The following is a 22082-nucleotide window of genomic DNA, read 5'->3' on the forward strand; positions in this document are numbered from 1 at the left end:
TCTTCCCACTTTCTCGTGTGGGCCCGCCGCCTTCCTCTCCTTCATGCTTGGGGCGTTCGTGCCGCCTCCCCGGGGGTGGGGGGGGGGGCCCCCCCCCGCCCCCCCCACCCCGGCACTCATGTCGATATCGGGAGTCAACCGATGACCACAATGACCGTGAAAGGTCCACGAAGGCGGAAGCCGGGAGCGTTGCGGCAAGGAGTGCGGCGCAACCTGACCGCCTACGGGTTCCTGTGCGCGGCGCTGATCTGTTTCGCCTTCTTCTCCTGGTACCCCATGGTGAGGGAGGTCCTGCTCAGCTTCCAGCAGACGAACTTCGTCGACGAGCCCACCTGGGTCGGCCTGGAGAACTTCCGTACCGTGACGGAGGACTCGGCGTTCGCCCAGGCGTGGCTCAACACCCTCGCCTTCACCGGCCTGGCGCTCGTGTTCGGCTACCTCGTCCCGTTCGTGGCGGCGATCGTGTTGAACGAGCTGCGTCACGCGCGGGCCTACCTGAGGTTCGTCGTCTACCTGCCGGTGATGCTGCCGCCCGCCGTCGGGGTGCTGCTGTTCAAGTGGTTCTACGACCCGGGAGCGGGCCTGTTCAACCAGATCCTGGACCTGGCACACCTGCCGGCCCTGAGCTGGCTCGACTCCACCGACACCGCGCTCATCTCCCTCGTCGTCGTCTCCACCTGGATGAACCTGGGAACCGGCACGCTGATCTACCTCGCCGCGCTGCAGAGCATCCCCGGCGAGCTGTACGAGGCCGCGGAGCTGGACGGCGCGGGGCTCATCCGGCGGGTCTGGCATGTGACGATCCCGCAGACCAGGCTCATCCTGCTGGTGATGCTGCTGCTGCAGATCGTGGCGACCATGCAGGTCTTCATCGAGCCGTACCTGCTCACCGGCGGCGGCCCGGAGAACGCGACGCTCACCGTCGCCTACCTCATGTACCAGTACGCCTTCAACTTCGGTGACTTCGGCGCCGGAGGCGCGCTCGGGCTGATGCTCATGGTCGTGCTGATGGTGTTCTCCGCCTTCTACCTGCGCCTGTCGCGGGACAACCAGAGCTAAGGAGGCAAGCGCCGATGTCGAACCTCACCGTGCAACCTGCTCGCCCGGCTCCCGTCCGGTCGCCGGAACCCGGCGGGGGAAAGAGGGGCGGGCGGCCGCGCAGGCCCAGGGAGGCGGCGCGGGAGGTGCGCAGCCTGGTCTCCCCGCACACCCTCACCACCCCGCACGGGCGGCTGATCTACCGCGTCGTGCTGACCGCGGTGGTGCTCCTGTTCACCGCCGTGTTCGTCTTCCCGCTCTACTGGATGGTCACCGGCGCGCTCAAGACCCCGGAGGAACTCGCCCAGATCCCGCCGAGTTTCTTCCCGACCTCCTTCGACCTCGGGGTGTACGCCGAGGCGTGGGACCAGCTGGACCTGGGGCTTTTCCTCACCAACACCGTCGTCTACGCCGGCGGCGCCTGGCTGTTCACGCTCGCCGTCGACGTCTCGGCCGCCTACGCGCTGTCGAAGCTGCGGCCGGTGCTGGGCAACGTGGTCCTGGGCATGATGCTCGCCACGCTCATGATTCCGCCGATGGTCATCCTGCTGCCCGCCTACCTGACGGTGAAGGACATGCCGATCTTCGGCTGGGACCTGCTGAACACCCCCTGGGTGATCTGGCTTCCCGCCGCGGCCAACGGGTTCTTCGTCTTCCTGCTCAAGCGTTTCTTCGACTCGATCCCCAGGGAACTACTGGAGGCCGCGCAGATCGACGGCGCCTCTCCGGTGCGCATCCTGTGGTCGATCGTGCTCCCCGTCTCCCGGCCGATCCTCGGCGTGGTGTCCATCCTCTCGGTGGTCAACGTCTGGAAGGATTTCGTCTGGCCCCTGCTGGTGCTGCCGGACGGGGAGAAGATGACGATCAGCGTGGGCATCGCCTCCCTTTCGGCGCAGATGCCGCAGAACGTGCTGATCGCCTCGCTGGTGATCGCGAGCATCCCGACGATGATCGTCTTTTTTGTCTTCCAGCGCAGCATCATGGCCGGTCTCACCGCCGGCAGCCTCAAGGGCTGACCTCGTCACCCACCTACGCTTACTAAGGAGTTGTTCCAGCATGTCCGAAACGTGGTGGCGGGGAGCCGCGATCTACCAGGTCTACCTCCGGAGCTTCGCCGACGGCAACGGCGACGGCGTCGGCGACCTCGCGGGACTGCGCGCGCGCCTGCCGTACCTCGCCGACCTGGGCGTCGGCGCGATCTGGCTCAACCCCTGGTACCCGTCGCCGATGGCCGACGGTGGGTACGACGTGGCCGACTACCGTGACATCGAGCCGTCGTTCGGCACGCTCGCCGAGGCGGAGCAGTTCATCGCCGAAGCGCATGCCCTGGGGATCAAGACGATCACCGACATCGTGCCCAACCACGGATCCGACCGGCAGCGGTGGTTCCTGCGGGCGCTGGAGGCCGGGCCGGGCTCACCCGAGCGCGAACGCTTCCACTTCCGCCGGGGACGGGGCGAGAGCGGCGAGTCGCCGCCCAACGACTGGCAGTCGATCTTCGGTGGGCCGGCGTGGACCCGGATCGCCGACGGCGAGTGGTACCTGCACCTGTTCGCGCCGGAACAGCCCGACTTCAACTGGGACAACCCGGAGGTCGTCGAGGAGTTCCACGACGTGCTGCGGTTCTGGTTCGACCGGGGCGTGGACGGCATCAGGATCGACTCGGCCGCCCTGCTGGTCAAGGACATGGACAGCCTGGGCGGCGAGGAGGCCTACACCGACCTGGACGGGGTCCACGAGATCTACCGCGGCTGGCGCCGGGTGGCCGAGGAGTACGACGACCGGATCCTGATCGGCGAGGTGTGGCTGCCCGACCAGGAGCGGTTCGCCCGGTATCTGCGCCCGGACGAGATGCACACCGCGTTCAACTTCGACTTCCTGGCGTGCGCCTGGGACGCGGCCGCGCTGCGCGGGTCGATCGACCTCACCCTGGCCACGCACGTCCCGCTGGGAGCGCCCCCCACCTGGGTGCTGTCCAACCACGACGTGACCCGTCCGGTGACCAGGTACGGCAGGGCCGACACCTCCTTCAGCCACGCCGACCGCAAGCACGGCATGCCCGCCGACCCGGTACTGGGTGAGCGCAGGGCCCGGGCGGCGGCGCTGCTGGCGATGGCGCTCCCCGGCGGGCTCTACGTCTACCAGGGCGAGGAGCTGGGACTGCCGGAGGTCGAGGACATCCCCGGCGAACTGCGCCAGGACCCGATCTGGGTGCGTTCTGGCCGCACCGACCCGGGCCGCGACGGCTGCCGGGTGCCGCTGCCGTGGTCGGGGGACGAGCCGCCGTTCGGGTTCGGCGCCGGGCAGGCGTGGCTGCCGCAGCCGCTGGAGTGGAAGGCGCTGACGGCCGAGGCCCAGGCCGCCAACCCCACGTCCATGTTCACCCTCTACCGCGCCGGGCTGCACCTGCGCCGCGAGTTGCTCGGCGACGGCACGCTGACCTGGCTGGAGGCGCGGGACGGGGTGCTGGCCTTCCGCCGGGAGTCGGGACTGGTCTGCGTGGTCAACTTCGGCGCGGAGCCGGTGACCCTGCCCGCCCACGAGTCGGTCCTGCTCGCCAGCGGCCCGCTGGAGGAGAACCTCCTTCCTTCCGACACCGCCGTCTGGCTCCGTACGGCCTGACCTTTCGACCTCGCGGGGATCCTCCTCTTCCGCTCAGAGGGGGATCTCGGCGAGGTCGAACGCCTTGGTGCCGCGTTCACCGTCCCAGATCATCAGATTGCCGTACGTGCGCGCCGTGGACACCGGCACCTCGGTGAGCTCCTCCACCTCCTGGAGAAGGCGCCGGAAGCGGAAGACGGCGCTGGGACCGAGCCTGTTCACGACGCCGGTCATCAGCCTCGCGAGGTTGAACCTGAACAGCGCCGAACAGGGCAGCACCCGATGGTTGTCGCGCAGCCGGGAGAAGACCTCCCGGTGCGCCGGGTAGCGCTCCGAGTAGGTGTCGCACACCTGCTGGGAGAAGTAACCGCGGTAGTGAACCCCCCGGCGGTCGAAGCCGAGCCTCTCGTCGGAGACGGTGAACTCCCCGGTGCCGTAGGTGCTCGCCAAAAGCAGGTCCGCGCGGGGTTCGAGAAAGACGCTCTCGTAGTAGGCGGCCTTCTCCTCCAGGCGACGCAGCAGCGCCCCGCCGGGGCCGAAGGTGCCCCGGTCCCCGCGCATGTCGAAGATCCACGGGGGAGGGGCGAGCACGTCAGCCTTGGTGAGGACGAAGGTGAGCTTGCTCATGATGAGCCGCCGTGTCTCGACCGCGACGGTGTCGAGCAGCCTGCGCAGGCACTGCTCGTCATAGGCGGTGGAAGGGCTGTCGGCGTGGCAGGCCCAGATGGCGATGTCGCAGTGGATCAGTCTCTCCAGATACATGGCCAGGTGGGTCTCGTCGGCGGCGTCGGACTCCCCGACGCCTGGCATGTCCCAGAAGGTCAGCATGTGACGTGAGGTGCCGGCCACCGAGACGGGTTCCGGTCTCCGGGTGACCGGCCGGACGTGACCGACGGCGAGGTCGGTACCGAAAAGGCTGTTCAGGAGAGACGTCTTACCTACTCCCGTTTGTCCCATTATTGCCACACTTAGTGGTTTATCTGATCCTGCACTTCTCTCGCGCCGAATATTCTCTCTGGCCTTTTTCAGCTGGCCGTCGTCCAGCGGGCCGACGGAAAAGTCCTCGATCTTGGCCATGAGGGCGTCTCCTGTGACATCGTTGTCGAGCGCTTCGAGCCGGTTTCCGCGCTCATCTCCACGATGCGGCGAACAACCTTGCGATGACCTTGCAGCCGGAGCTGTCGCCGGAAAAACACGAATCGATCCTTTTGGGCGGTGGATGTGGCGAGCTTCGAGATCAGGCTGTTCGGCACCGTGGACATCGTGATCGACGGAGTGCCGCAGGAGATCAACCCGCAGCTGGCGAAGACGCTGGCCATGCTGGTCTCCGCCCGCGGCCCGATCTCCCCGGCCGCCCTGGCCTCCGGGCTGTCCGAACCGGCCGCGGACCGGCACGTGGAGGTGGCACCGCCCGTCTCGCGGCTGCGCGCACTGCTGCGCGGCAGTGGGCTGGACATCCCCGGGGCCAGGCGCTCACACGTCTACGAGCTGGTCGAGGACGCGCCCGGCCGCCTCGCCGCCACCGTCGACACGCGGCGCTTCGAGGCCTACCTGCGCGACGGACGGACACTGCTGGAACAGGGCGACCTCGCCGCGTCCCTGCGGACGCTGAGAGAGGCGCTCGGGCAGTGGTCCGGCGACCCGTTCGCGTCGCTGGCGGGCGCGTGGATCCCGCCCAGGGGCTGCGAGAGCTACCAGGCCGGGCTGAGGGAGCGGCGCCGTGAGCTGATCAGGCTCATCGCCCGCGTCGCCATCCGGCTCGACCTGCTGGGCGACGCGGAATTCCTCACCGGCGAGGTCCTCGCCGACGGGCAGCAGGACAGCGGCCCGCTGTGGCTGCTGCGCTTCCTCATCGCGCTGCGCGACGAAGGAGCGGTCGTCGCGAGGGAGATGATCGAGCGGCGCCGCGCGATCTCCCCCGGGGACGACGCGGTGAGCCGGGCGCAGGACCTGCTGGCCCTGCGCGGTCACGGCCTCGGCCACCCGCCGTCACCCCCCGCCGCCCGCGCCTACGGTCACGGCGCGCCGCGGGTCCTGATCGGCCGCAGGGACGAGATCCTGCTGCTGTCCACCCTGGCCGGACGGCTCGGACGCGGCGAGCCGGTGGCCCTGGCCGTCTGCGGCGTACCCGGAGTCGGCAAGACCAGGCTCGTGGAGGAGCTGGCCGTGCTGCTGCCACCGAAGGTGCGCATGGTGACCGTCCCGTGCCAGGAACTCGGCGACCTCCAGCCGTGGCGGGTACTGGTCGGGACCCTGTGGGAGGATCTGCGGCGCGACCTGGCCGGTCCGGCCGTCCCGATCGGCCCCGAGGAGCGCGAGACGCTGGAAGGACTGATGTCGGCGGGCCTGTTCGTCTCGCTCGGCGGACCCGGCCACGAACGCGACCCGCGGCGGCTGGTCGACCTGCTGGTCGCCCTGCTGCGCCTGACCTGCGGCGCCGGCCTGCTCGTCGTCTTCGACGACGCCCACCTGCTCCGTTCCGACGCCGAGGACCTGCTGCACAAGGTGCGAGAGGCCCTCGGGAAGCTCGGGAAGCTCGGGAGGCTCGGCGAGACCCCCGTCGGCTTCGTGCTCACCGACCGTTCGGAGCCGTCGCGCTGGCGAGGGCGGATGGACGTGCTGACGCTGTCACGGCTGGGGATCGAGGAGGTGGCGGAATGGCTGGGCGCGACCTGGGGCCGCGAACCGACCCGCGCGGAGACCGGCAGGGCGATGGACGGCACCAAAGGGCTGCCGCTGGAGCTGTGCCGGATCACCGAGGCCGGTGACCTGCCCCGTGACCTCCCCGGGCACGACACCGCCTCCAGCCCGATGTTCCGCTGGTTCGCCGCGGCGGCCGTCACCGCCCTGGGCAGGGAGATCGACCCCGATCTCGTCGCGGAGATGCTGGAGATCGACACCGATGAGGCGAACCGCAGGCGCGCGGTGGCCGTGACGGCCGGAACGCTCATCGACCACCAGGGGCTGCGCTTCGGCCACGACACGATCAGGGAGAGCCTGCTGCGGGAGCTGAGGCACCACCCGGCACTCGCGATGGAACTGCACCGGCGGGCGTTCGAGATCCTGGACGAGCGGGCGGCGCGGATGAGCGGCGACGGCTGGATCGACCCGGCGCTGCCGGTACGCGTCGCGGAACACGCCCGCTCCTCGGGAAGCGGACTGCCCGAGGAACGCGTCGCCGCGGCCTGCCTCGGCGCCGCGCGGGCACAGCAACGCGGCTTCGCCACCGAGGGGGCGATCACCTGGGCACTGGCCGGGCTGGGAATGCGGTGCGACGCCGAGACCCGGGTCGGCCTGCTGATCACGCTGGGGGACGCGCGCACCGACGCCGGTGACCTGGAGGAGGCCGAGCGCCTGTACCTGCGGGCCCATCGCGACGGCGAGAAACTGCCGAGGCTCGCGGCGGTGGCGGCCATCAGGCTGGCGCGCCGCTGGTCGGCCCCCGGACAGGCCGACCGGCAACTGCTGCACGTGCTGGGCAGCAGCCTGGAGGCGCTGCGCGACGACATCGGCGAGGAGGCGGTCGCGCTACGGCTGCAACTGCAGGCGCACCTCGCCCACAAGCTGACCATGGCGGTCAGCGACAGCCTCGACCCCACGTACGCGGGCCTGCGGCCCGGAGTGGAGCTGGCCCGCGCGACGTTGGGCGAGCTGGAGAGGTCGGGGGCCGGGCCGCTCATCCGCTGCGAGGTGCTCAACGAGTGCAGATGGGGCCTGTACGATTTCGCGCCGCCGAAAGAGCTGCTGGGCATCGCCGAACGGCTCGGGGAGGCGAGCATCGAGGCGGCGTCGGCGCACTTTCGCAGCGAGGCCATGGTCGCCCTCACGGTCGACCGGCTCCGGCTGGGCCGTCTGAGAGAGGCCGCCGCCACCGTGGCCGGTCACCGCAGGCACGTCGCGCGCAACCACCGGGTCTTCGGAGCCTGGCTGCAGAACACCCTGGACACGCTGATGGACGTCTGGCAGGGGGAATTCGGCCGGGCCGAGGAGCGGGTCCTGGCCGAGTGGCGTCGACTGGACGAGGAGAGCGAGGGCGAGACGGTCTTCGCCGACACGCTGCGGCAGACCCTGCTCGCGCAGCACTACTGGCTGCTGCGCGAGCAGGGACGGCTGGGGGAGATCTTCGACTCCGGGCTCGCCAGGCAGGCGGTCGAGTACGAGTACTTCCCGATCTGGCGTGCGGCGCTCATCCTGGCGCTCTGCGAGCTCGGCGGGCACGAGGACGCGAGGGACCGGCTGAGGGCGTTCTTCCGCGAGACCTCCGACCTCGGCGCGCTGCCGCCGGAGGGGTGGTCGGTCCCGACGCTCGCCCTGCTGGCCGAGTCGTGCGCGCTTCTCATCGAGGCGGGGCACGGCGACCCCGAACTGTCGCGGTGCGCCGCTCTGGTGCGAGGGCGTCTGTCGGCCCACCGAGGGCAGATCGCGCTCGCCGGGTGGCCCGCGATCCTGCTGGGGCCGGCCGAGCGCTATCTCGGGTTGCTCGCGCTGGCCGAGGGGGACGCGAAGGAGGCGCTGCGCTGTTTCGACGAGGCACTGCTGCTCGCCGACGCCGCCTCCCCGCTGATCGCGCACCTCCACCTCGACCGTGCCAGGGCTCTGCTGGTGCGAGACGGCGCGGATTCTTCTCGGGAGGCCCGCGGGGACGCAGCGGAGGGCTTCGTAGCGGACTCGTCAGGGGGCCTGGCAGCGGCTTCGGTGGGGGAGGAGACGAGGGATCCCGGCGGGGAGGCCGCCCATCTGCTGCGCCGTGCGCTGCGCCTGGCCGAACGCCTGGGCATGGCCGGGGTCGCCGCCCGGGCACTGTCACTTCTTTGACCGTCCGGCGGGGTGCGCTCGCTTGCCTCGCACTGTGATCAAGGCCGCCGTGACCAGGCTGACCGGTGTCGAGGAGTGCCGGATGGATCAGATCGCGGCTCTTGGGCGTCGTATCGGCCGATGCCGCGCGTCCTGGACATCGACCCTCTTCGGAGGGTGTCCTCCCTCATGGCGCTCTCAAATTTTTGATCTACTTTGTAAAGGCCGGGGCCTTGAGCGCTCTCGCGGCCAATGCGACGAAAAGAGCGAGCAGGGCGGGAATGGCGAGCGCGCGAGGCAGGCCGACCAGCTCGGCGGCACCGCCGATCAGCACGGGCCCGCTGAGAAATCCCACGTACCCCAGGCTCGCCACCCTGGCCAGCGCCTTTCCCGCGCGGGCCGGGTCGCGTCTGCCGGCCGCGGAGAAGACCTGCGGGACGATGCAGGACAGGCCGGCCCCGAAGCAGCCGAAACCGATCACCGCGGCGATCTGGTTTCCGGCGAGCAGGCCGAAGCCGAGCCCGGAGGCGGCCAACGCCCCGCACGCGCGCACCAGGTTCACCGGTCCCAGCAGAGCTGCCAGCCTGTCGCCGGCGAGACGGCCCGCGGTCATCATGATCGAGAAGGCGGCGTAGGCGACCGCGGCGAACCCGTCGGAACTGTTGAGGCTCTCGCGTAGATAGACCGAGCTCCAGTCGGCCGCTGCCCCCTCGCCGATCATGCAGCAGAAGGCGAGGACGCCCAGCAGCAGCACCCCGCCGCCTCCGTTTCCGCCGCCGGCCGCCGGCCCCGTCCCGGTGGGGGCGGTGTGCGCGGTCAGGGACAGCGCCCAGCGGGTGGCCCAGAGCGCGAGCGCGACGATCACGACGGCGGCCGCGGTGAACGTCTGCCCGGGGCTGAACGCGGCCTGGGCGAGCAGCCCTCCCGCGGCGGCGCCGAGGAAACCGCCGATGCTGAACACGGCGTGGAAGGACGACATGATCGGACGGCCCGTGGCCTGCTCGACCTCGACGGCGTTGGCGTTCATCGCCACATCCAGCGTGCCGTGCACCGCGCCGAAGGCGAACAGCGCGAGGGCGAGGCCGACGAGGTTCGGCATGAAGGCGGGCAGGATCAGCACGAGGGCCTGCGCGAAGGCCATCGGCAGCATCACCTTGACGCTGCCGTGGCGGTCGACCAGGCGGCCGACCACCTGCATGCCGGCGATCGCCCCGGCGGCGATGCCGAGCAGCCCGAGGCTGAGCTCGCCCTCGCTCAGCCCCAGCCCCTGTTTGATCGACGGGATGCGCGCCGTCCAGGTGCCGATGGACATGCCCGAGAGCAGGAAGAGCAGATAGACCGCGACCCGGCCGCGTAGCAGCGCGGCCCGGTCGAAGGTGGTGACGTGCATGGGGGAGGGCTCCAGTCGGACGGTGCGGATCGGAGGAGGGCGGGTGGGCCGTTGCGTCTCCGGCGGGTTCGCCGAGCGGGGATTCCGGTTCCGGCCGGTCGCCGGGGTCGGGCGACGTGGGGCGGATGGCATGGCTCGGACGGTGCGGACCAGGTGATGCGGATCGAGGGGGACAGGTGCGGCGGCGCAGGTGATGCGAATCAGGTCGTGTGATTCAGGTCGTGTGATTCAGGTCGTGCGGGTCAGACCGTGCGGACGGCGACGCCTGCGGCGATCATGGCGTCGTGCTCGGCGGGGGGCAGCGCGGTGTCGGTGATGACCATGTCGAGGCGGTCCAGCGGGCAGACGGCGCCGAACGCGGTGCGGGTGAACTTGCCGGAGTCGGTTGCCGCGATCACGCGCCGGGCCGAGGCGATCGCCGCCTGCTTGACGGCGACGTCGGACAGGTCGTGGGCGGTGAGGCCGTGCTCGGCGGACAGGCCGCAGCAGCCGATGACCGCGGTGTCGAAGCGCAGGGACCGGATGGCGCTCTCCGTCAGCGGGCCGGTGAAGCTCAGCTCGCCCGGGCGGACCTCACCTCCGGGGAGCACCAGGCGGATCCGGGAGGCCGAGCTGAGCTCGGTGGCCGACTGCAGGCAGAGCGGCAGGACCGTGAGACGGCGGTCGCGGATCACGCGCGCGATCTCCAGGGAGGTGGTGCCGCTGTCGAGCAGCACGGCCTCCCCGTCGGCGAGCAGGGCCGCGACCTCGGCGGCGATCCGCCGCTTGGCCTCCACCGCCTCGCGCTCGCGCACCCCGAAGGGCGGCTCCTCGCCGCGCAGCAGCAGGCTCACCGCGCCACCCCTCACCCGCCTGACCACGCCTTGCTGGGCGAGCTCGTCGAGGTCGCGGCGGATGGTCATCTCAGAGACGGCGTGCTCGACCGCCAGCTCCGCGACCGAGACGACGTCGCTGGCGCGCAGTGCCGACATGATCGCGCGAATGCGATTGTTACTCTCCACGTGTTCATTTGAACATAGGCTGTGTGAGATTGGCAAACGTGCGTGACAATGGCCGCCATGCGCGCGAGTCGTCTGCTCTCACTGCTGCTACTCCTGCAGAGCCGCGGTCGGATGACGGCCACCGAGCTGGCCGAGGAGCTGGAGGTCTCCGTCCGCACGGTCTACCGGGACGTGGAGGCGCTGTCGGCGGCCGGGGTGCCGGTCTACGCCGACCGCGGCCCCGTCGGCGGATACCGCCTGCTGGACGGCTATCGCACCCGTCTCAACGGGCTGACCGCCGAGGAGGCATCCTCCCTGTTCCTGGCCGGACTGCCGGGACCGGCCGCCGACCTGGGGTTGGCCGAGGTCGCGGCCAACGCCGAGCTGAAGATGCTCGCCGCGCTTCCACCCGAGCCGCGCTCGCTCGCCTCCCGGATGCGCCGGCGCTTCCACCTGGACGTTCCCGGCTGGTACGGCGACGCCGACTCGGCCCCCTTCCTTGGGGAGGTGGCCCAAGCGGTGTGGGAGCAGCGGCCGCTGCGGATGACCTACCGCCGTTGGGGGCCTCGCGACGTCGAGCGCCTGGCCCACCCGTACGGCCTGGTCCTCAAGGGCGGGGCGTGGTACATGGTGGCGAGCGCCGGTGAGGGAGGACCACGCACCTACCGGGTGTCGCGGATCCTGAGCGCCGAGCTCGCCCAGGGGCACTTCGAGCGTCCCGCCGACTTCGACCTGCCCGCCTTCTGGCGCGACTACACCGCCGGCTTCCGCGAGCGGATGCACACCGGTGAGGCCGTGGTGCGGATGGCACCGGGCAACGAGAGGATGCTGCGCCACACGGTGGGCGCGGAGGTCGCCGAGGCCGCGCTGGCCAAGGCGGACCCGCCCGACGAGCACGGCTGGGTCGTGCTGCGCCTGCCGATCCAGTCCGCCAAGCAAGCCCACTGGCAGCTGCTGAGCCTGGGCGCCGACATCGAGGTCCTGGAGCCACCCGAGCTGCGCGAGCGGATGGCCGCCACCGTAGCCGACCTCGCCGCGCTGTACGGCACGGATCCCGGCTGAGGGCGGCCCCGCCCGCTCCTCGCACCGGACTCGCCTCGACCGCGCACTCGCGGAGCCGGCCCGCCCTCGTCCTTCGGTCCGCTCGTGGACCTCGGGCCGTCCGGCCCGCTTTCGTCCTCGGCCGGTCCGGCTCCCCCGGCTTGCTCCTGCCCCCGCCCGGCTCGCCTGCTTCAGGGACCGTACCCCTGCGGTTAACCGATTGCGGAGAGCGGAAACAGCCGCGACGATGGCCGAATGCTCTTGCTCACCTCGCACGACCCTCGTTCTCCTGAGGCCCGATGACGCTCGCCTACGACGAAGCGGGAGCGGGCGAGGTCGTGGTGCTGCTGCACTCCAGCGCCGCCGACTCACGGATGTGGGACCCGCAGTGGGAGGCGCTGACCGCCCGCTTCCGAGTGATCCGGCCAGATCTGCGGGGTTACGGCCGCACACCGTACGCCTCCGAGACCCCCTACTCCGATCCCGGCGACGTGGCCGATCTCCTCGCCGCCCTCGCGGTGGAGAGGGCCGCGCTGGTCGGGGCCTCCTACGGCGGCCAGGTCGCGCTGGAGGTGGCCACCGCACATCCCGCCCTGGTCTCCCGGCTGGTGCTGCTCAACCCGGGGTGCGGGCTGCCACCCACCCCCGACCTCGTCGTGTTCGGCGAGGAGGAGGACCGGCTGCTGGAGGCGGGTGAGGTCGAGGCCGCGGTGGAGCTCAACGCCCGCACCTGGCTCGGCCCCGAGGCGGACGGGCGGGCCCGCACCGGGCAGATGGCCATGCAGCGCCACGCCTTCGAGGTCCAGCTCGCCGCCGACCCCGAGCCTTCACAGCTGGAGGGGGAGATCGACCTGGACCGGGTGACCATGCCCACCCTGGTGGTCGGCGGCGCCCACGACCTGCCCTACTTCCAGATGACGGCCCGCCACCTGGCCGACAGACTGGCCTCGGTGACGGCGGTGCACCTGGAGTGGGCCGGGCACCTGCCGAGTATGGAGCGCCCCGGGGAGATCACCTCCCTGATCCTCCGGCACCTCACCCGGCCCGCGGGCTGAGAGCGCCGGAGCCGACCATGCCCGGCGAGGCGGCCCGGGACCCACGTAGGAGATCCACGCCGGAGGTGTTCGATGGGCAGGATGCGGATCGGAATCTTCCTGGTCGCGGCGGGTTTCCCCGGCAGGCCGCAGGGACAGGTGCTGCGCGACTGCGTGGAGGCGATCGCGGTCGCGGAGGAGGCGGGGTTCGACGACGCCTGGATCGCCGAGCACCACTTCATGTCGTACGGGGTGTGCCCGTCGGCGGCCACGCTGGCGGCGGTGGCGCTCGGCGGCACGCGGACGATCGGGGTGGGGACGGCTGTGAGCGTGCTGTCCACGCAGCACCCGGTGGCGCTGGCCGAGCAGGCGGCGATGCTGCACCACCTGTCGGACGGGCGTTTCGCGCTGGGGGTCGGCAGAGGCGGGCCATGGGTGGACCTTGAGGTCTTCGGCACCGGCCTGGCGAGATTCGAACGCGGCTTCGCCGAGTCGCTCGACCTGCTGTGCCGGGCACTGGGGGAGCGCACGGTGTCGGCCGCGGGGGAGTTCTTCCGTTTCCGCGAGGTCGCGATGGTACCGGCGGCGTCGCTGCGGCCCGTCGTGGCGTGCACCTCGCCGCAGACGGCGCTGCTCGCGGCCACGCGGGGACTGCCGATGCTGCTCGGCATGCACATGGACGACGCGGGCAAGGCCGCGATGCTCGCCGGCTACGAGGCGGCGCTCCCGCCCGCGCCGGGAGCCGTCGCGTCGCCTTCACCGGGCGCGGACGCGGTCCGGCACGTGGCCGCCGTCGTCGGATACGTCGCCGACTCGACGGCGGCGGCCGTACGCGAGCTGAGGAGCGCGATGCCCCGCTGGCTGGAGCCTGGCCTGAAGGGGTACGTGCCGGTGGACGGTCGCAGGCGGCCCGGGCGAGACGTGGGGGAGTACGTCGACTTCCTCACCGATGTCCATCCGGTGGGTGACGCCGGCCACTGCGTGGAGACGATCAGGCGCACCCGCGAGGTGACCGGGCTCGAGCACCTGATCCTCATGGTCGAGGGTGCGGGCGAGCACGCCCGCACCCTGGAGAACATCCGCCGGTTGGGCGCCGAAGTACTGCCGCAGCTCCACGGCTGAGGGCCCACGGGCCGCTTGGTCAATTTGATCTACATCGTAAAGATGGCCGGTTGGTCACACATCACGCATCCACAAAGACAACCCCCCACCCAGGAGCGCGGCCGCCGCCCAGGCCGCCGGTACGCTCAGACCGGTCCATGGACCGAGGGGGAGCGTGGCGAGGTCGGTGGTGGCCTGTACGGCGAGCCCGGCGTTCATCGGGGAGATCTGCCAGAGAAGCCGCTGCCGGCCGGCGTCGGCGACCATGAGGATGAGGGCGGGGAAGAGGTAGAGCAGGCCGAGTACGACCCCGACGGCGGTGGCGGAGTCTCGGACGACGGTGGCGACCCCCAGGCCGAACAGGGCGATCAGCGTCAGATAGAGGACCGACCCGGCGGCGGCGCGCAGCATGGGAGCGCTGGTGAGGACGAGCGTTATCCCCCTGGGTGACGGTCAGATCTCCAGGCGATGTGGCGAACATGCCGATCTGGACGGTCTGTGGCAGCCCGGCCAGGGGTGCGATGCCGGTCTGGGTCCAGTTCGTACCGTCGGTGGATTCGTATCCGGTGAGGGTGTCGCCGGAGCGGGTCAGCCGGAGCCGGCGTGGCGATTGCCGGGAGACGCCACCCGGCCGGCCGGCCGGCTGCGCACCGAACTCGATCAGGTCGATCGGCTGCTGGAAGGTTTCCTCACGCTCGCCCGCGCCCAGCGCGGTGCCCTGGCCGACCGCACGAGGCTGTCGCTGCGCGAACTGGCGGGCGCCGCCCTGCACGCCCGGGCCGCCGACATCAGCGCCCATCGCCTCGTCGTCGACTCGGCGGGCTGTGTCGACGACGGCGCGTGGACGCGGGGGAACAGTACGCTCCTCACCCGAATGATCGACAACGTCATCGACAACGCCATCACCCACAACCGCGAAGAGGGCTGGATCCGCCTCACCACCACTGACGACACCGACGACACCAAGGCCCGGCTCGTCGTCGAGACCGGCGGAGGCGTCTTCGACCAGGAGCAGGTCGACCGGCTGGTGGAGCCCTTCCAGCGTCTTGGCGCCGACCGTACCCACTCCGGCAGCGGCTTCGGGCTCGGCCTTTCGATCGTCGCGGCCATCGTCGCCGCGCACGGCGGCACCCTCGACCTGCGGGCCCGGCCGGAAGGCGGCCTCCGCGTCGCCGTCTCGCTGCCCCTGGTGGCCGTGCCGGCGGAGGTTGCGGCGTGAGAGTGCTCGTGGTCGAAGACGCCCGCGCTCTCGCCGCCGTGCTCGTCGAAGGCCTGAGCGATCAGGGCATGGCCGTGGACGTGGCCCACGACGGCCTGGAGGCCGCCGCCAAGCTCGACCTCAACGCCTACGACGTGGTCGTCCTCGACCGCGACCTGCCGGGCATCCACGGCGACGCCCTCTGCCGGATGATCGCCGAGCGCGACGAGCGCGTCATGGTCCTGATGCTGACCGCCGCCGGCTCGCCCGCCGACCGGGTCACCGGCCTGACCTTGGGGGCCGACGACTACCTGGCCAAGCCCTTCCACTTCCCCGAGCTGGTGTTGCGCATTCGCTCCCTGGCCCGCCGCCGGCCCACCGCCCGGCCTCGCACGCTGCGCGCGGCCGACATCGAGCTCGACCCGCTGCGCCGCACCGCTCGGCTCGTCTGGCATCTGGTCCGGAGGCTCTGTCTCCTTCCGGGAGCGGGCCGGGTGGGTGGCCCCGGGACGTGGGGGCATTGGGGGGCGGGGAGGCAGGGGGGCGATCGTGCATGCTTCGATCCCTGCTTCTTCGTGTGCCTCTCCGATTTTTCCTGGGGGCCGTCAGGGATGGCTGACAAAGTATGGAAGCACGTAATATTGTTGCCCTTCATGATGAAGGACGTAAATATCTATGAGAGTGACCCCGAGGGCTTCCTCTACGATCCTCGGGTCAGGGTCGCGATGGCCCGGTTCGCCGACGACGACGGAGACCTGGGAGACCTGCTCACCTTCGAGGCGGGTGCCGCCGTCCGGACCGCCAACCATGCCGTCGAGCGCATGCGCGCCCACGGCTCCCAGGGGCGAGGGGTCAGCGCGGGTGCGCTCGACCTGCTGATCCGTCTCCACGCCGGCGAACGCGGCATCAGCATCGGCGAGCTGGCCCGGGCGGCCGGGATCAGCCCCCGCAACGCCACCGGACTGGTCGACACATTGGAGCACGCCGGGCTTGTCCGTCGGGTTCCCGACCCCGGGGATCGACGTTCGGTCCTGGCCGAGATCACATCTGCGGGACGGGCGTGGGTGGAGGCGTTCCGCGAGCCGTCGCGGCTCGCCATGCGGGCGATGTTCCAGGGGTTCACCCCTGAGGAGCTGATCGTTCTGCGCGACCTGTGCCTGCGGCTGGCCGCCAACCAGCATCGCCTCGCCGACCACCTGCGCCAGGTCGGACAGCGGCCATGACCGCGACCATTCGCCACGAGATCGTCATCGAGGCGTCTCCCGAGCACATCTGGGATGTGCTGCGTGACGTCGGAGCCGTGCACGAACGTCTGTTGCCGGGCCGTGTCACCGATACCCGGCTGGAGGGGAACGAGCGGTTCCTGACCTTTCCCGATGGGCACGTCATCCGCGAGTTGATTGTCGCGATCGATGATGATTCCCGCTGCTTGACCTATTCGGTTGTCGAAGGCGCGAGACCACCGCTCGAGCACCACCACGCCTCGTTCGAAGTCCACCCGGAGAGTGACGAAAGAGGGCGGCTGATCTGGACCACCAACGTGCTGCCCCACACGCGAGCCGCCGAGGTCCGCGTTCGCATCGAGCACGGCGCACGGGAGATGAAACAGGCGATCGAGGCCGCAGTAAACCCTTGCCGTCCAGTAGCGTCGGCTGGTACTGCATCTGTTTCGGTTGCCAAGGGGCGCGACCGTCCCCGGTGACCGCAGGGACACCGCACGGGCCGGTCGGGCGTCGGTGCTCTCGCGCCTGGCGTTCAGGAGGGCTGGACCTCGTCGAAGAGGGCGAGGGCTTCGGCGGGGTCCGGGCTCACGAGGCGTTCCAGACCGGCCGTCGTGAATTTCGCCCACCTGTCGGCCCGTGTCCACATCCGTTCCTCGAAGGCGCGGACGGCCTCGTCCAGCTCCTCTGGACCGGGGGCGGCGGCGACGGCCTCGGCGAGTTCCGCGCCCTCCAGCATCGCGAGGTTCGCGCCCGCCCCCAACGGGGGCATCAGGTGGGCGGCGTCGCCCAGTAGCGTCACGCCGGGGACATGGGTCCAGGTGTGGGACACGGGCAGGACATGGAGGGGGCGGTGGAAGAAGGCGGTGCCGTGGCGGAGGAGGTCGAGGACGGGGGAGGCCCAGCCGTCGAACAGGGTGAGCAGGCTTGATCGCACGGCCTCGACGTCGGCCGGGTCCAGGCCCGCATCCGGGCCCGTGCGCCGCTGCGGGTTCGTGTGCCAGTCCAGCGGCGCGCGGAACTGGGCGTACACCTTGACGTGGCCGCCGCTGTTGCGCTGGGCGACGAGGGCGCGGTTCACGCCGTACACGGCGACGGAACCGTCGCCGATCAGCCGGGCGAGGTCGGGGTGGCGGGTGTCGACGTCGTCCAGGGAGGTCTCGACCAGGGTGACGCCGGTGTAGTGCGGTGTCGCGGACGAGAGTGCCGGGCGGACCCTGGACCAGGCGCCGTCCGCGCCGATCACGAGATCGAACGTCTCCTGTCGTCCGTCCGTGAAACGGATCAGCACGCCATCCTCGGTTTTCGGCACCACCTGCGCCACGCCCCGCCCCCATTGGACGTCGAGGGGGCCGAGCAGCAGGTCACGGAGTTGCCCTCGGTCGATCTCGGGATTGGCGCGGTCACCCGGACGCGGTTGCCAGTCGCGCAGGACGGTCCCGTCCGTGTCCAGGATGCGCATGGCCTGTCCCTCGGGGCGAGACAGCGCCTGGAAGTGCGTCAGCAGTCCTGCCTTGTCCAGCGCGAGCTGGCCCATCTCTTCGTGCAGGTCCAGCGTGCCGCCCGGGGGACGGGCGTCGGGGGCGGGATCGCGTTCGAGAATGGTGGCGCGGTGACCGTGGCGGTGCAGGACGCGGGCGAAGGTGAGGCCGGCGGGGCCGCCCCCGACCACAGCGATACGGTGTCTCATGTCGATACACTGTATTTGATCATTACGGTGTATCGCAACAGTACGATGTAGTCCATGACTGTGTGGGATCGGCCGGAACCGACGGCTCGCCCCGTGCCGCTCGATCGGGAGCGAATCGTCGCCGCCGCCATCGCGCTGGCCGACGAGGGGGGACTGGAGGCGGTGTCGTTGCGCAAGGTCGCCGCCCGGCTGGACGTCGGCCCGATGCGGCTGTACGGATACATCTCCACCAAGGAGGAACTGTTCGACCTCATGGTGGACGAGGTTCACGCCGAGATCCTCCCCGAGGAACGGTCCGGTGACTGGCGGGAGGTGCTGCGCATCCGCGCCCACCGCACCAGATCGGCCACCCTCCGTCACGAATGGCTGGCCGACCTGCTCGGTGGCCGGCCGACCCTGGGGCCGAACGCCCTCGCCGTGAACGAGACCACGCTGGCCGCCCTCGACGGCCTCGCCGACCTCGACACCGTGCTGCGCGCCGTGGAGACCGTCGGTGCCTACTTCACCGGCGCGATCAGACGCGAGGTCGCGGACCTGCGGGCCGAGCGTGCCACGGGCCTGTCCAAGCTCGACTGGCAGCGCGCCTCCGGTCCGTATGTGAGCAGGATGCTGGCCACGGGCCGCTTCCCGGCGCTCGCCAAGGCCATACACGACGGCACGGAGGTGGACGCCGAGACGTCCTTCACGACGGGCCTGGAGTGGGTCCTCGACGCCGTGGCCGCCAAACTCGCCCGCCCGTCGGCGTGACACTCAGGATTTCCAGCTCACATCATCAGAAAAACACATATTTAATTCCCCGCATCCGACTTGTTGGGCATTTGCGATAAATCGCCGCGAAAATAATCAAGAGCGAAATTTCGGTGCGCATGCGAAATCATAAATCATATGGCGGCGAAACATCGCTTAATGATTTTAATTTTCTTGACACAATAGAACGACAATGAAACTTTTATTTTTACCGCGCGCCGATCGAGGTCGGCGCCGCGCGTGCTTTCAACCGCCGGACGGGGGTGCGCGACAGCCCCGATCCTGCTCGACTCAGCTCGGAGGTGCGGTCATGCGTCACTCTTTTCGTACGATCTCCACGACGGTCGGCATCGTGGGCGCGTTGCTTCTCGGGATGTCACCGACCTCGGCGAGCGCGGCCCTGGCGCGACCCGCGCCCGCCCCTCCGCCCGCGCCCGCTCCCGTTCCGGCACCCGCGCCCGCAGGTGGTGAGGCGATCTCAAGAAACACGAGTTCCCCGGAGAACGGCCGATCGCTTTCCGCGGTGTGTTACTTCGAGACCAGGGGCGACTACGTCCACGTCTCCAGCTCCGCCTTCGAGGCGTCCGGGCACGGCTGGTGGATCAACGGCAACTGCAATGCCACGCTCGCGATCGTCACCGTGCAGCTGCAGCAGTATTACGCTGACGGCAGCTGGAGAAACGCCGGCACGGTGGGCAGCGCGACGGTGAGGTCCGGCGGCGGGGCCGGCAACCGCGCGACCGGGCGTGCGGGCTGCAACAGCAGCAGCCTGACCGGGTGGCGTAGCGTCATCGACGTGGACCTGGTCGGCCTGGCCGACGACCCGGGCAAGCTGGTCACCCCGGGCCAGAACATCTACTGCAGGCGGTGACCCCGAGGAGGCGACGTGAGTATCAGACCGGCCGGCACCATGCTCGTGTCTTTGCACGGTGAGCTGGCGCCGCATCCGTGGCGAGATCCTCTCGTCGCCTCCTCCGACGCCTACAGCCTGTTCGTCGCGAGAGCATCCGCGATGGGATGGCTCACCGAGGCCGCGCAGAACGCGTCCGGCGGCCTGTGGGGTATGAACGACGCCGGGCAGGATCCGCTTCCGGAGTCATCGCGGCCGGCGCGCGTCGCGTGGTTTCAGGTGTCGTTGACCACGCCGGTCCCGGCCGGTCGGCCCTTGCCGGTGCAGGCGTTCCTGTCGTGCGCGGACGACGTCGTGGCCCGTATCGGCGCTTTGCGTCTGGAGGCGCTTCAGGTCCTGCTGCCCGTGCAGAGTCTTGAAGCGCCGGCGGACACCTCGTCGCAGGGGAGCGCGGTGATGACCCTGCTCCAGGACGCGGGCTGGTTCGCCGACGGTGACCCGCACCTGCGAACACGGGTGCGGGTGACGCTGGACGGCGGGCAGGATCCGTCCATCCGCTCGGCGGCGCCCGAGATGCTCAGGTGGATGCGGGGGCTCGATCAGGACGTCTTCTCGTGCGACTCGCTCACCGTGACGGACGACGACGTGATCCTGGAACCCGCCGTCATCGACGAGTTGTGGCTCGGTCCCGCCTGTCACCGAGTCGCCCTGCGCGGAACCCTGGCCGAGTGGTCGTTGGACGCGCTGGGGTGGCTGGCCGCCTTTCTCGCCGACGCGAGTGCCCGGCACGGGGTCGGCACCCCGCTGATGTTCACGGCCGCCCGCGCGAAGGAGCCGGACTCGCGCACCGGCTGAGCCCGCCGCGGCCTGCCGTGCGTGCGGAACGCGGTCTCGTCGCAGGGCGCGGGCCGGTGGGCGATGACCGCAGCCTGGCCCTCTTACGGCGCCGGCCGTGATGTCGCCGCTCACGGCGGTTCTTCTGCGACACCGGTCACGTCACGACGTCGACCCGGTCAAAAGAGCCTCGGCGGGCTATCCGGCGGCGCCGGAGACGGCGTTCAGGTGCATCCGCAGCCGGACGAGGGATCGGCCGTCGCTCTGGCGGATGCTGAACTCGTCGCAAAGCCGGCCCATCAGCCACAGCCCGAACCCGCGCACCGAGCCCGGGGCGGGCCGGGGGCGGTCGGCCTGCTCGGGGGTGAGGCGTCCGGCGTCGTCGACGACGTCGATGACGAGGTCCGCCTCGTCGTGCCAGACGCTCACGCTTCCGGCCGCGTCGCCGTGCTCCAGCACGTTGATGACCGCCTCGTTGGCCGCGAGCAGCAGGTCGTCGCGCCGGGTTCCGGCCAGGCCGACCTGGCTCATGTAGCGGTGCAGATGCCGCCGCAGGCCGATCAGGTCGGTGCTGATCGGCCAGTGGCCACGCTGGTCGGTGTGCATGCCCGTCCCCTTTACGTGAGTGCCGTCTGTGGCTTTCACCGGGGGCGCTACCGACGTGTCCGCCAGAACCAGAACGGTCGCTGTGAAAGTTGTGCAAGGTCACTACCCATCCTGACCTGCTCAATCATCCATTTGTGGTGGGAGCGCTCCCTCCCCAGGTGAGGTCACCGAAGCCGTGTTCGGCGGGGGAGGAGCCGGAGCCGGCGGTCTTTCTCGTATCGCGGCGCGTACCGGTCGCATGGTTGTCCGTGACCTGTCACGCGGGTGGTTTCCGGGCCTGGGACCTGTGGTGAGTCCGGTTTTTTCCGGTGGTGTGGGCCGAGGGCCGGTTTCAGATCGCGGCCAGGCCGGCGGTGACCTCCGCCGCGGGCGCCTCGCGTGCCCGCCTCCAGGAGGTGCCCGCCCACAGGTGCAGCGTCTGCGTGTCTCCGCCGGCCGCCGCGGCGCGGCGCAGCGGCGCCGTCAGGTGGTGGATCTGCGGGTAGGCCGCGGGGGCCCGGCCGGAGTACTCCGTCATGAACCGGTTGACCAGGCCGCGTGCGGGGCGCCCGGTGAAGGCCCTGGTAACGGCGGTGCGGGTGAAGTGAGGATCGGTCAGCGCCGCGCGGTGGGTCGCGCCGGTGCCGCTTTCGGGACAGAGCAGGAAGGCGGTGCCCGCCGCGGCCGCGGTCGCTCCCGCCGACAGGACCCGGGAGACGTCGGCGGCCGTGGCGACGGCACCGCCCGCGATGAGGGGAAGCCGTGAGACCTTCCGCACCTGAGACAGCAGGCGCTCCAGGGGCATCGCCTCGGCGTCCGCGTTGGTGAACGACCCGCGGTGGCCGCCGGCCTCCTCACCTTGGACGCACAGTATGTCGGCGGGCGAGGGCGGCCCCCCCACCGGCCCCCGCGAGACCGAGAGCCCCCCCCGGGGTCCCCGCTCGCGGACAGCCCGGGGCACCGCGTCCAGTTGGCACCC

General features: G+C 70.6%; 20 protein-coding genes. 13 read left to right on the top strand and 7 right to left on the bottom strand.

The window, feature by feature from the left end; all coding sequences use genetic code 11:
* The first annotated feature begins 141 nt into the window (after positions 1-141).
* Genes ABT352_RS38000 through ABT352_RS38010 form a run of 3 tightly spaced genes read left to right on the top strand, consistent with a single transcriptional unit; the run spans position 142 to position 3660 of the window.
* Positions 142-1059, top strand: a complete 918-nt coding sequence (locus ABT352_RS38000) for a carbohydrate ABC transporter permease (protein WP_350949892.1) — start codon at positions 142-144, stop codon at positions 1057-1059.
* 14 nt (positions 1060-1073) lie between these two features.
* The gene (locus ABT352_RS38005) at positions 1074-2054 is read left to right on the top strand and encodes a carbohydrate ABC transporter permease (protein ID WP_350949893.1); all 981 of its coding nucleotides are present in this window, start codon (positions 1074-1076) and stop codon (positions 2052-2054) included.
* Between the two features lie 40 nt (positions 2055-2094).
* Positions 2095-3660 carry a glycoside hydrolase family 13 protein gene (locus ABT352_RS38010; RefSeq protein ID WP_350949894.1) on the top strand — a complete coding sequence of 522 codons (1566 nt, stop codon included), beginning with the start codon at positions 2095-2097 and terminating at the stop codon, positions 3658-3660.
* Between the two features lie 33 nt (positions 3661-3693).
* On the opposite strand, the gene ABT352_RS38015 is transcribed toward ABT352_RS38010, so the two are convergent.
* Positions 3694-4716: a GTPase family protein gene (locus ABT352_RS38015; protein WP_350949895.1), complete on the bottom strand. Its 1023-nt coding sequence runs from the start codon at positions 4714-4716 to the stop codon at positions 3694-3696.
* 138 nt (positions 4717-4854) lie between these two features.
* On the opposite strand from ABT352_RS38015, the gene ABT352_RS38020 reads away from it, so the two are divergent.
* Positions 4855-8454 (top strand): AAA family ATPase, encoded by a 3600-nt coding sequence (locus tag ABT352_RS38020; RefSeq protein ID WP_350949896.1) that lies wholly within the window; start codon positions 4855-4857, stop codon positions 8452-8454.
* A 190-nt stretch (positions 8455-8644) separates the two neighbouring features.
* Here the strand turns inward: ABT352_RS38020 and ABT352_RS38025 are convergent, their stop codons facing one another.
* Positions 8645-9823 (bottom strand): MFS transporter, encoded by a 1179-nt coding sequence (locus ABT352_RS38025; RefSeq protein ID WP_350949897.1) that lies wholly within the window; start codon positions 9821-9823, stop codon positions 8645-8647.
* Positions 9824-10065: 242 nt separating this feature from the next.
* The gene (locus tag ABT352_RS38030) at positions 10066-10824 is read right to left on the bottom strand and encodes a DeoR/GlpR family DNA-binding transcription regulator (RefSeq protein WP_350949898.1); all 759 of its coding nucleotides are present in this window, start codon (positions 10822-10824) and stop codon (positions 10066-10068) included.
* Between the two features lie 57 nt (positions 10825-10881).
* Here ABT352_RS38030 and ABT352_RS38035 point away from each other — a divergent pair, with 57 nt between their 5' ends.
* The 3 genes from ABT352_RS38035 to ABT352_RS38045 all read left to right on the top strand — a co-directional run bounded on the left by ABT352_RS38035 (position 10882) and on the right by ABT352_RS38045 (position 14000).
* Positions 10882-11865, top strand: a complete 984-nt coding sequence (locus tag ABT352_RS38035; RefSeq protein ID WP_350949899.1) for a helix-turn-helix transcriptional regulator — start codon at positions 10882-10884, stop codon at positions 11863-11865.
* Positions 11866-12143: 278 nt separating this feature from the next.
* On the top strand, positions 12144-12899 hold the full coding sequence (locus ABT352_RS38040) for an alpha/beta fold hydrolase (protein ID WP_350949900.1): 756 nt from the start codon (positions 12144-12146) through the stop codon (positions 12897-12899).
* 81 nt (positions 12900-12980) lie between these two features.
* Positions 12981-14000 carry an LLM class flavin-dependent oxidoreductase gene (locus ABT352_RS38045; protein ID WP_350949901.1) on the top strand — a complete coding sequence of 340 codons (1020 nt, stop codon included), beginning with the start codon at positions 12981-12983 and terminating at the stop codon, positions 13998-14000.
* A gap of 54 nt (positions 14001-14054) precedes the next feature.
* Here the strand turns inward: ABT352_RS38045 and ABT352_RS38050 are convergent, their stop codons facing one another.
* The gene (locus ABT352_RS38050; protein ID WP_350949902.1) at positions 14055-14390 is read right to left on the bottom strand and encodes a hypothetical protein; all 336 of its coding nucleotides are present in this window, start codon (positions 14388-14390) and stop codon (positions 14055-14057) included.
* A 10-nt stretch (positions 14391-14400) separates the two neighbouring features.
* On the opposite strand from ABT352_RS38050, the gene ABT352_RS38055 reads away from it, so the two are divergent.
* Genes ABT352_RS38055 through ABT352_RS38065 form a run of 3 tightly spaced genes read left to right on the top strand, consistent with a single transcriptional unit; the run spans position 14401 to position 16879 of the window.
* Positions 14401-15198, top strand: a complete 798-nt coding sequence (locus ABT352_RS38055; RefSeq protein WP_350949903.1) for a sensor histidine kinase — start codon at positions 14401-14403, stop codon at positions 15196-15198.
* A complete protein-coding gene (locus ABT352_RS38060) occupies positions 15195-16400 on the top strand; it encodes a response regulator (protein WP_350949904.1) in 1206 nt (401 codons plus the stop codon). Before ABT352_RS38055 ends, ABT352_RS38060 begins: the two co-directional genes overlap by 4 nt.
* Positions 16397-16879 carry an SRPBCC family protein gene (locus ABT352_RS38065; RefSeq protein WP_350949905.1) on the top strand — a complete coding sequence of 161 codons (483 nt, stop codon included), beginning with the start codon at positions 16397-16399 and terminating at the stop codon, positions 16877-16879. Before ABT352_RS38060 ends, ABT352_RS38065 begins: the two co-directional genes overlap by 4 nt.
* A 53-nt stretch (positions 16880-16932) precedes the next feature.
* Here ABT352_RS38065 and ABT352_RS38070 read toward each other — a convergent pair whose 3' ends face one another.
* A complete protein-coding gene (locus ABT352_RS38070) occupies positions 16933-18192 on the bottom strand; it encodes an FAD-dependent oxidoreductase (RefSeq protein ID WP_350949911.1) in 1260 nt (419 codons plus the stop codon).
* Here ABT352_RS38070 and ABT352_RS38075 point away from each other — a divergent pair.
* The 3 genes from ABT352_RS38075 to ABT352_RS38085 all read left to right on the top strand — a co-directional run bounded on the left by ABT352_RS38075 (position 18142) and on the right by ABT352_RS38085 (position 20539).
* On the top strand, positions 18142-18834 hold the full coding sequence (locus ABT352_RS38075) for a TetR/AcrR family transcriptional regulator (protein WP_350949906.1): 693 nt from the start codon (positions 18142-18144) through the stop codon (positions 18832-18834). The genes ABT352_RS38070 and ABT352_RS38075 overlap by 51 nt on opposite strands.
* Before the next feature lie 310 nt (positions 18835-19144).
* Positions 19145-19705: a hypothetical protein gene (locus ABT352_RS38080; protein WP_350949907.1), complete on the top strand. Its 561-nt coding sequence runs from the start codon at positions 19145-19147 to the stop codon at positions 19703-19705.
* Between the two features lie 15 nt (positions 19706-19720).
* Positions 19721-20539: a hypothetical protein gene (locus ABT352_RS38085; protein ID WP_350949908.1), complete on the top strand. Its 819-nt coding sequence runs from the start codon at positions 19721-19723 to the stop codon at positions 20537-20539.
* Between the two features lie 177 nt (positions 20540-20716).
* Here ABT352_RS38085 and ABT352_RS38090 read toward each other — a convergent pair whose 3' ends face one another.
* Together ABT352_RS38090 and ABT352_RS38095 are read right to left on the bottom strand one after the other, a co-directional pair.
* Complete coding sequence (locus ABT352_RS38090; protein WP_350949909.1) at positions 20717-21124, bottom strand: ATP-binding protein; 408 nt, start codon at positions 21122-21124, stop codon at positions 20717-20719.
* A 331-nt stretch (positions 21125-21455) separates the two neighbouring features.
* Positions 21456-22082 (bottom strand): nitronate monooxygenase (locus ABT352_RS38095; RefSeq protein WP_350949910.1); only part of this gene is annotated, 627 nt, incomplete at its 5' end.

Origin of the sequence: Streptosporangium sp. NPDC000563 (genome assembly GCF_040299985.1) — a bacterium.
In the GTDB taxonomy this organism is placed as follows: domain Bacteria; phylum Actinomycetota; class Actinomycetes; order Streptosporangiales; family Streptosporangiaceae; genus Streptosporangium.

What these genes read in the sequence shown, in the direction of transcription:
- ABT352_RS38025 (WP_350949897.1), bottom strand. Translation starts at nt 9,823, where the DNA reads ATGCACGTCACCACCTTCGACCGGGCCGCGCTGCTACGCGGCCGGGTC.
- ABT352_RS38080 (WP_350949907.1), top strand. Translation starts at nt 19,145, where the DNA reads ATGCGTCACTCTTTTCGTACGATCTCCACGACGGTCGGCATCGTGGGC.
- ABT352_RS38040 (WP_350949900.1), top strand. Translation starts at nt 12,144, where the DNA reads ATGACGCTCGCCTACGACGAAGCGGGAGCGGGCGAGGTCGTGGTGCTG.
- ABT352_RS38035 (WP_350949899.1), top strand. Translation starts at nt 10,882, where the DNA reads ATGCGCGCGAGTCGTCTGCTCTCACTGCTGCTACTCCTGCAGAGCCGC.
- ABT352_RS38050 (WP_350949902.1), bottom strand. Translation starts at nt 14,390, where the DNA reads ATGCTGCGCGCCGCCGCCGGGTCGGTCCTCTATCTGACGCTGATCGCC.
- ABT352_RS38075 (WP_350949906.1), top strand. Translation starts at nt 18,142, where the DNA reads ATGACTGTGTGGGATCGGCCGGAACCGACGGCTCGCCCCGTGCCGCTC.
- ABT352_RS38005 (WP_350949893.1), top strand. Translation starts at nt 1,074, where the DNA reads ATGTCGAACCTCACCGTGCAACCTGCTCGCCCGGCTCCCGTCCGGTCG.
- ABT352_RS38000 (WP_350949892.1), top strand. Translation starts at nt 142, where the DNA reads ATGACCACAATGACCGTGAAAGGTCCACGAAGGCGGAAGCCGGGAGCG.
- ABT352_RS38010 (WP_350949894.1), top strand. Translation starts at nt 2,095, where the DNA reads ATGTCCGAAACGTGGTGGCGGGGAGCCGCGATCTACCAGGTCTACCTC.
- ABT352_RS38090 (WP_350949909.1), bottom strand. Translation starts at nt 21,124, where the DNA reads ATGCACACCGACCAGCGTGGCCACTGGCCGATCAGCACCGACCTGATC.
- ABT352_RS38015 (WP_350949895.1), bottom strand. Translation starts at nt 4,716, where the DNA reads ATGGCCAAGATCGAGGACTTTTCCGTCGGCCCGCTGGACGACGGCCAG.
- ABT352_RS38065 (WP_350949905.1), top strand. Translation starts at nt 16,397, where the DNA reads ATGACCGCGACCATTCGCCACGAGATCGTCATCGAGGCGTCTCCCGAG.
- ABT352_RS38045 (WP_350949901.1), top strand. Translation starts at nt 12,981, where the DNA reads ATGCGGATCGGAATCTTCCTGGTCGCGGCGGGTTTCCCCGGCAGGCCG.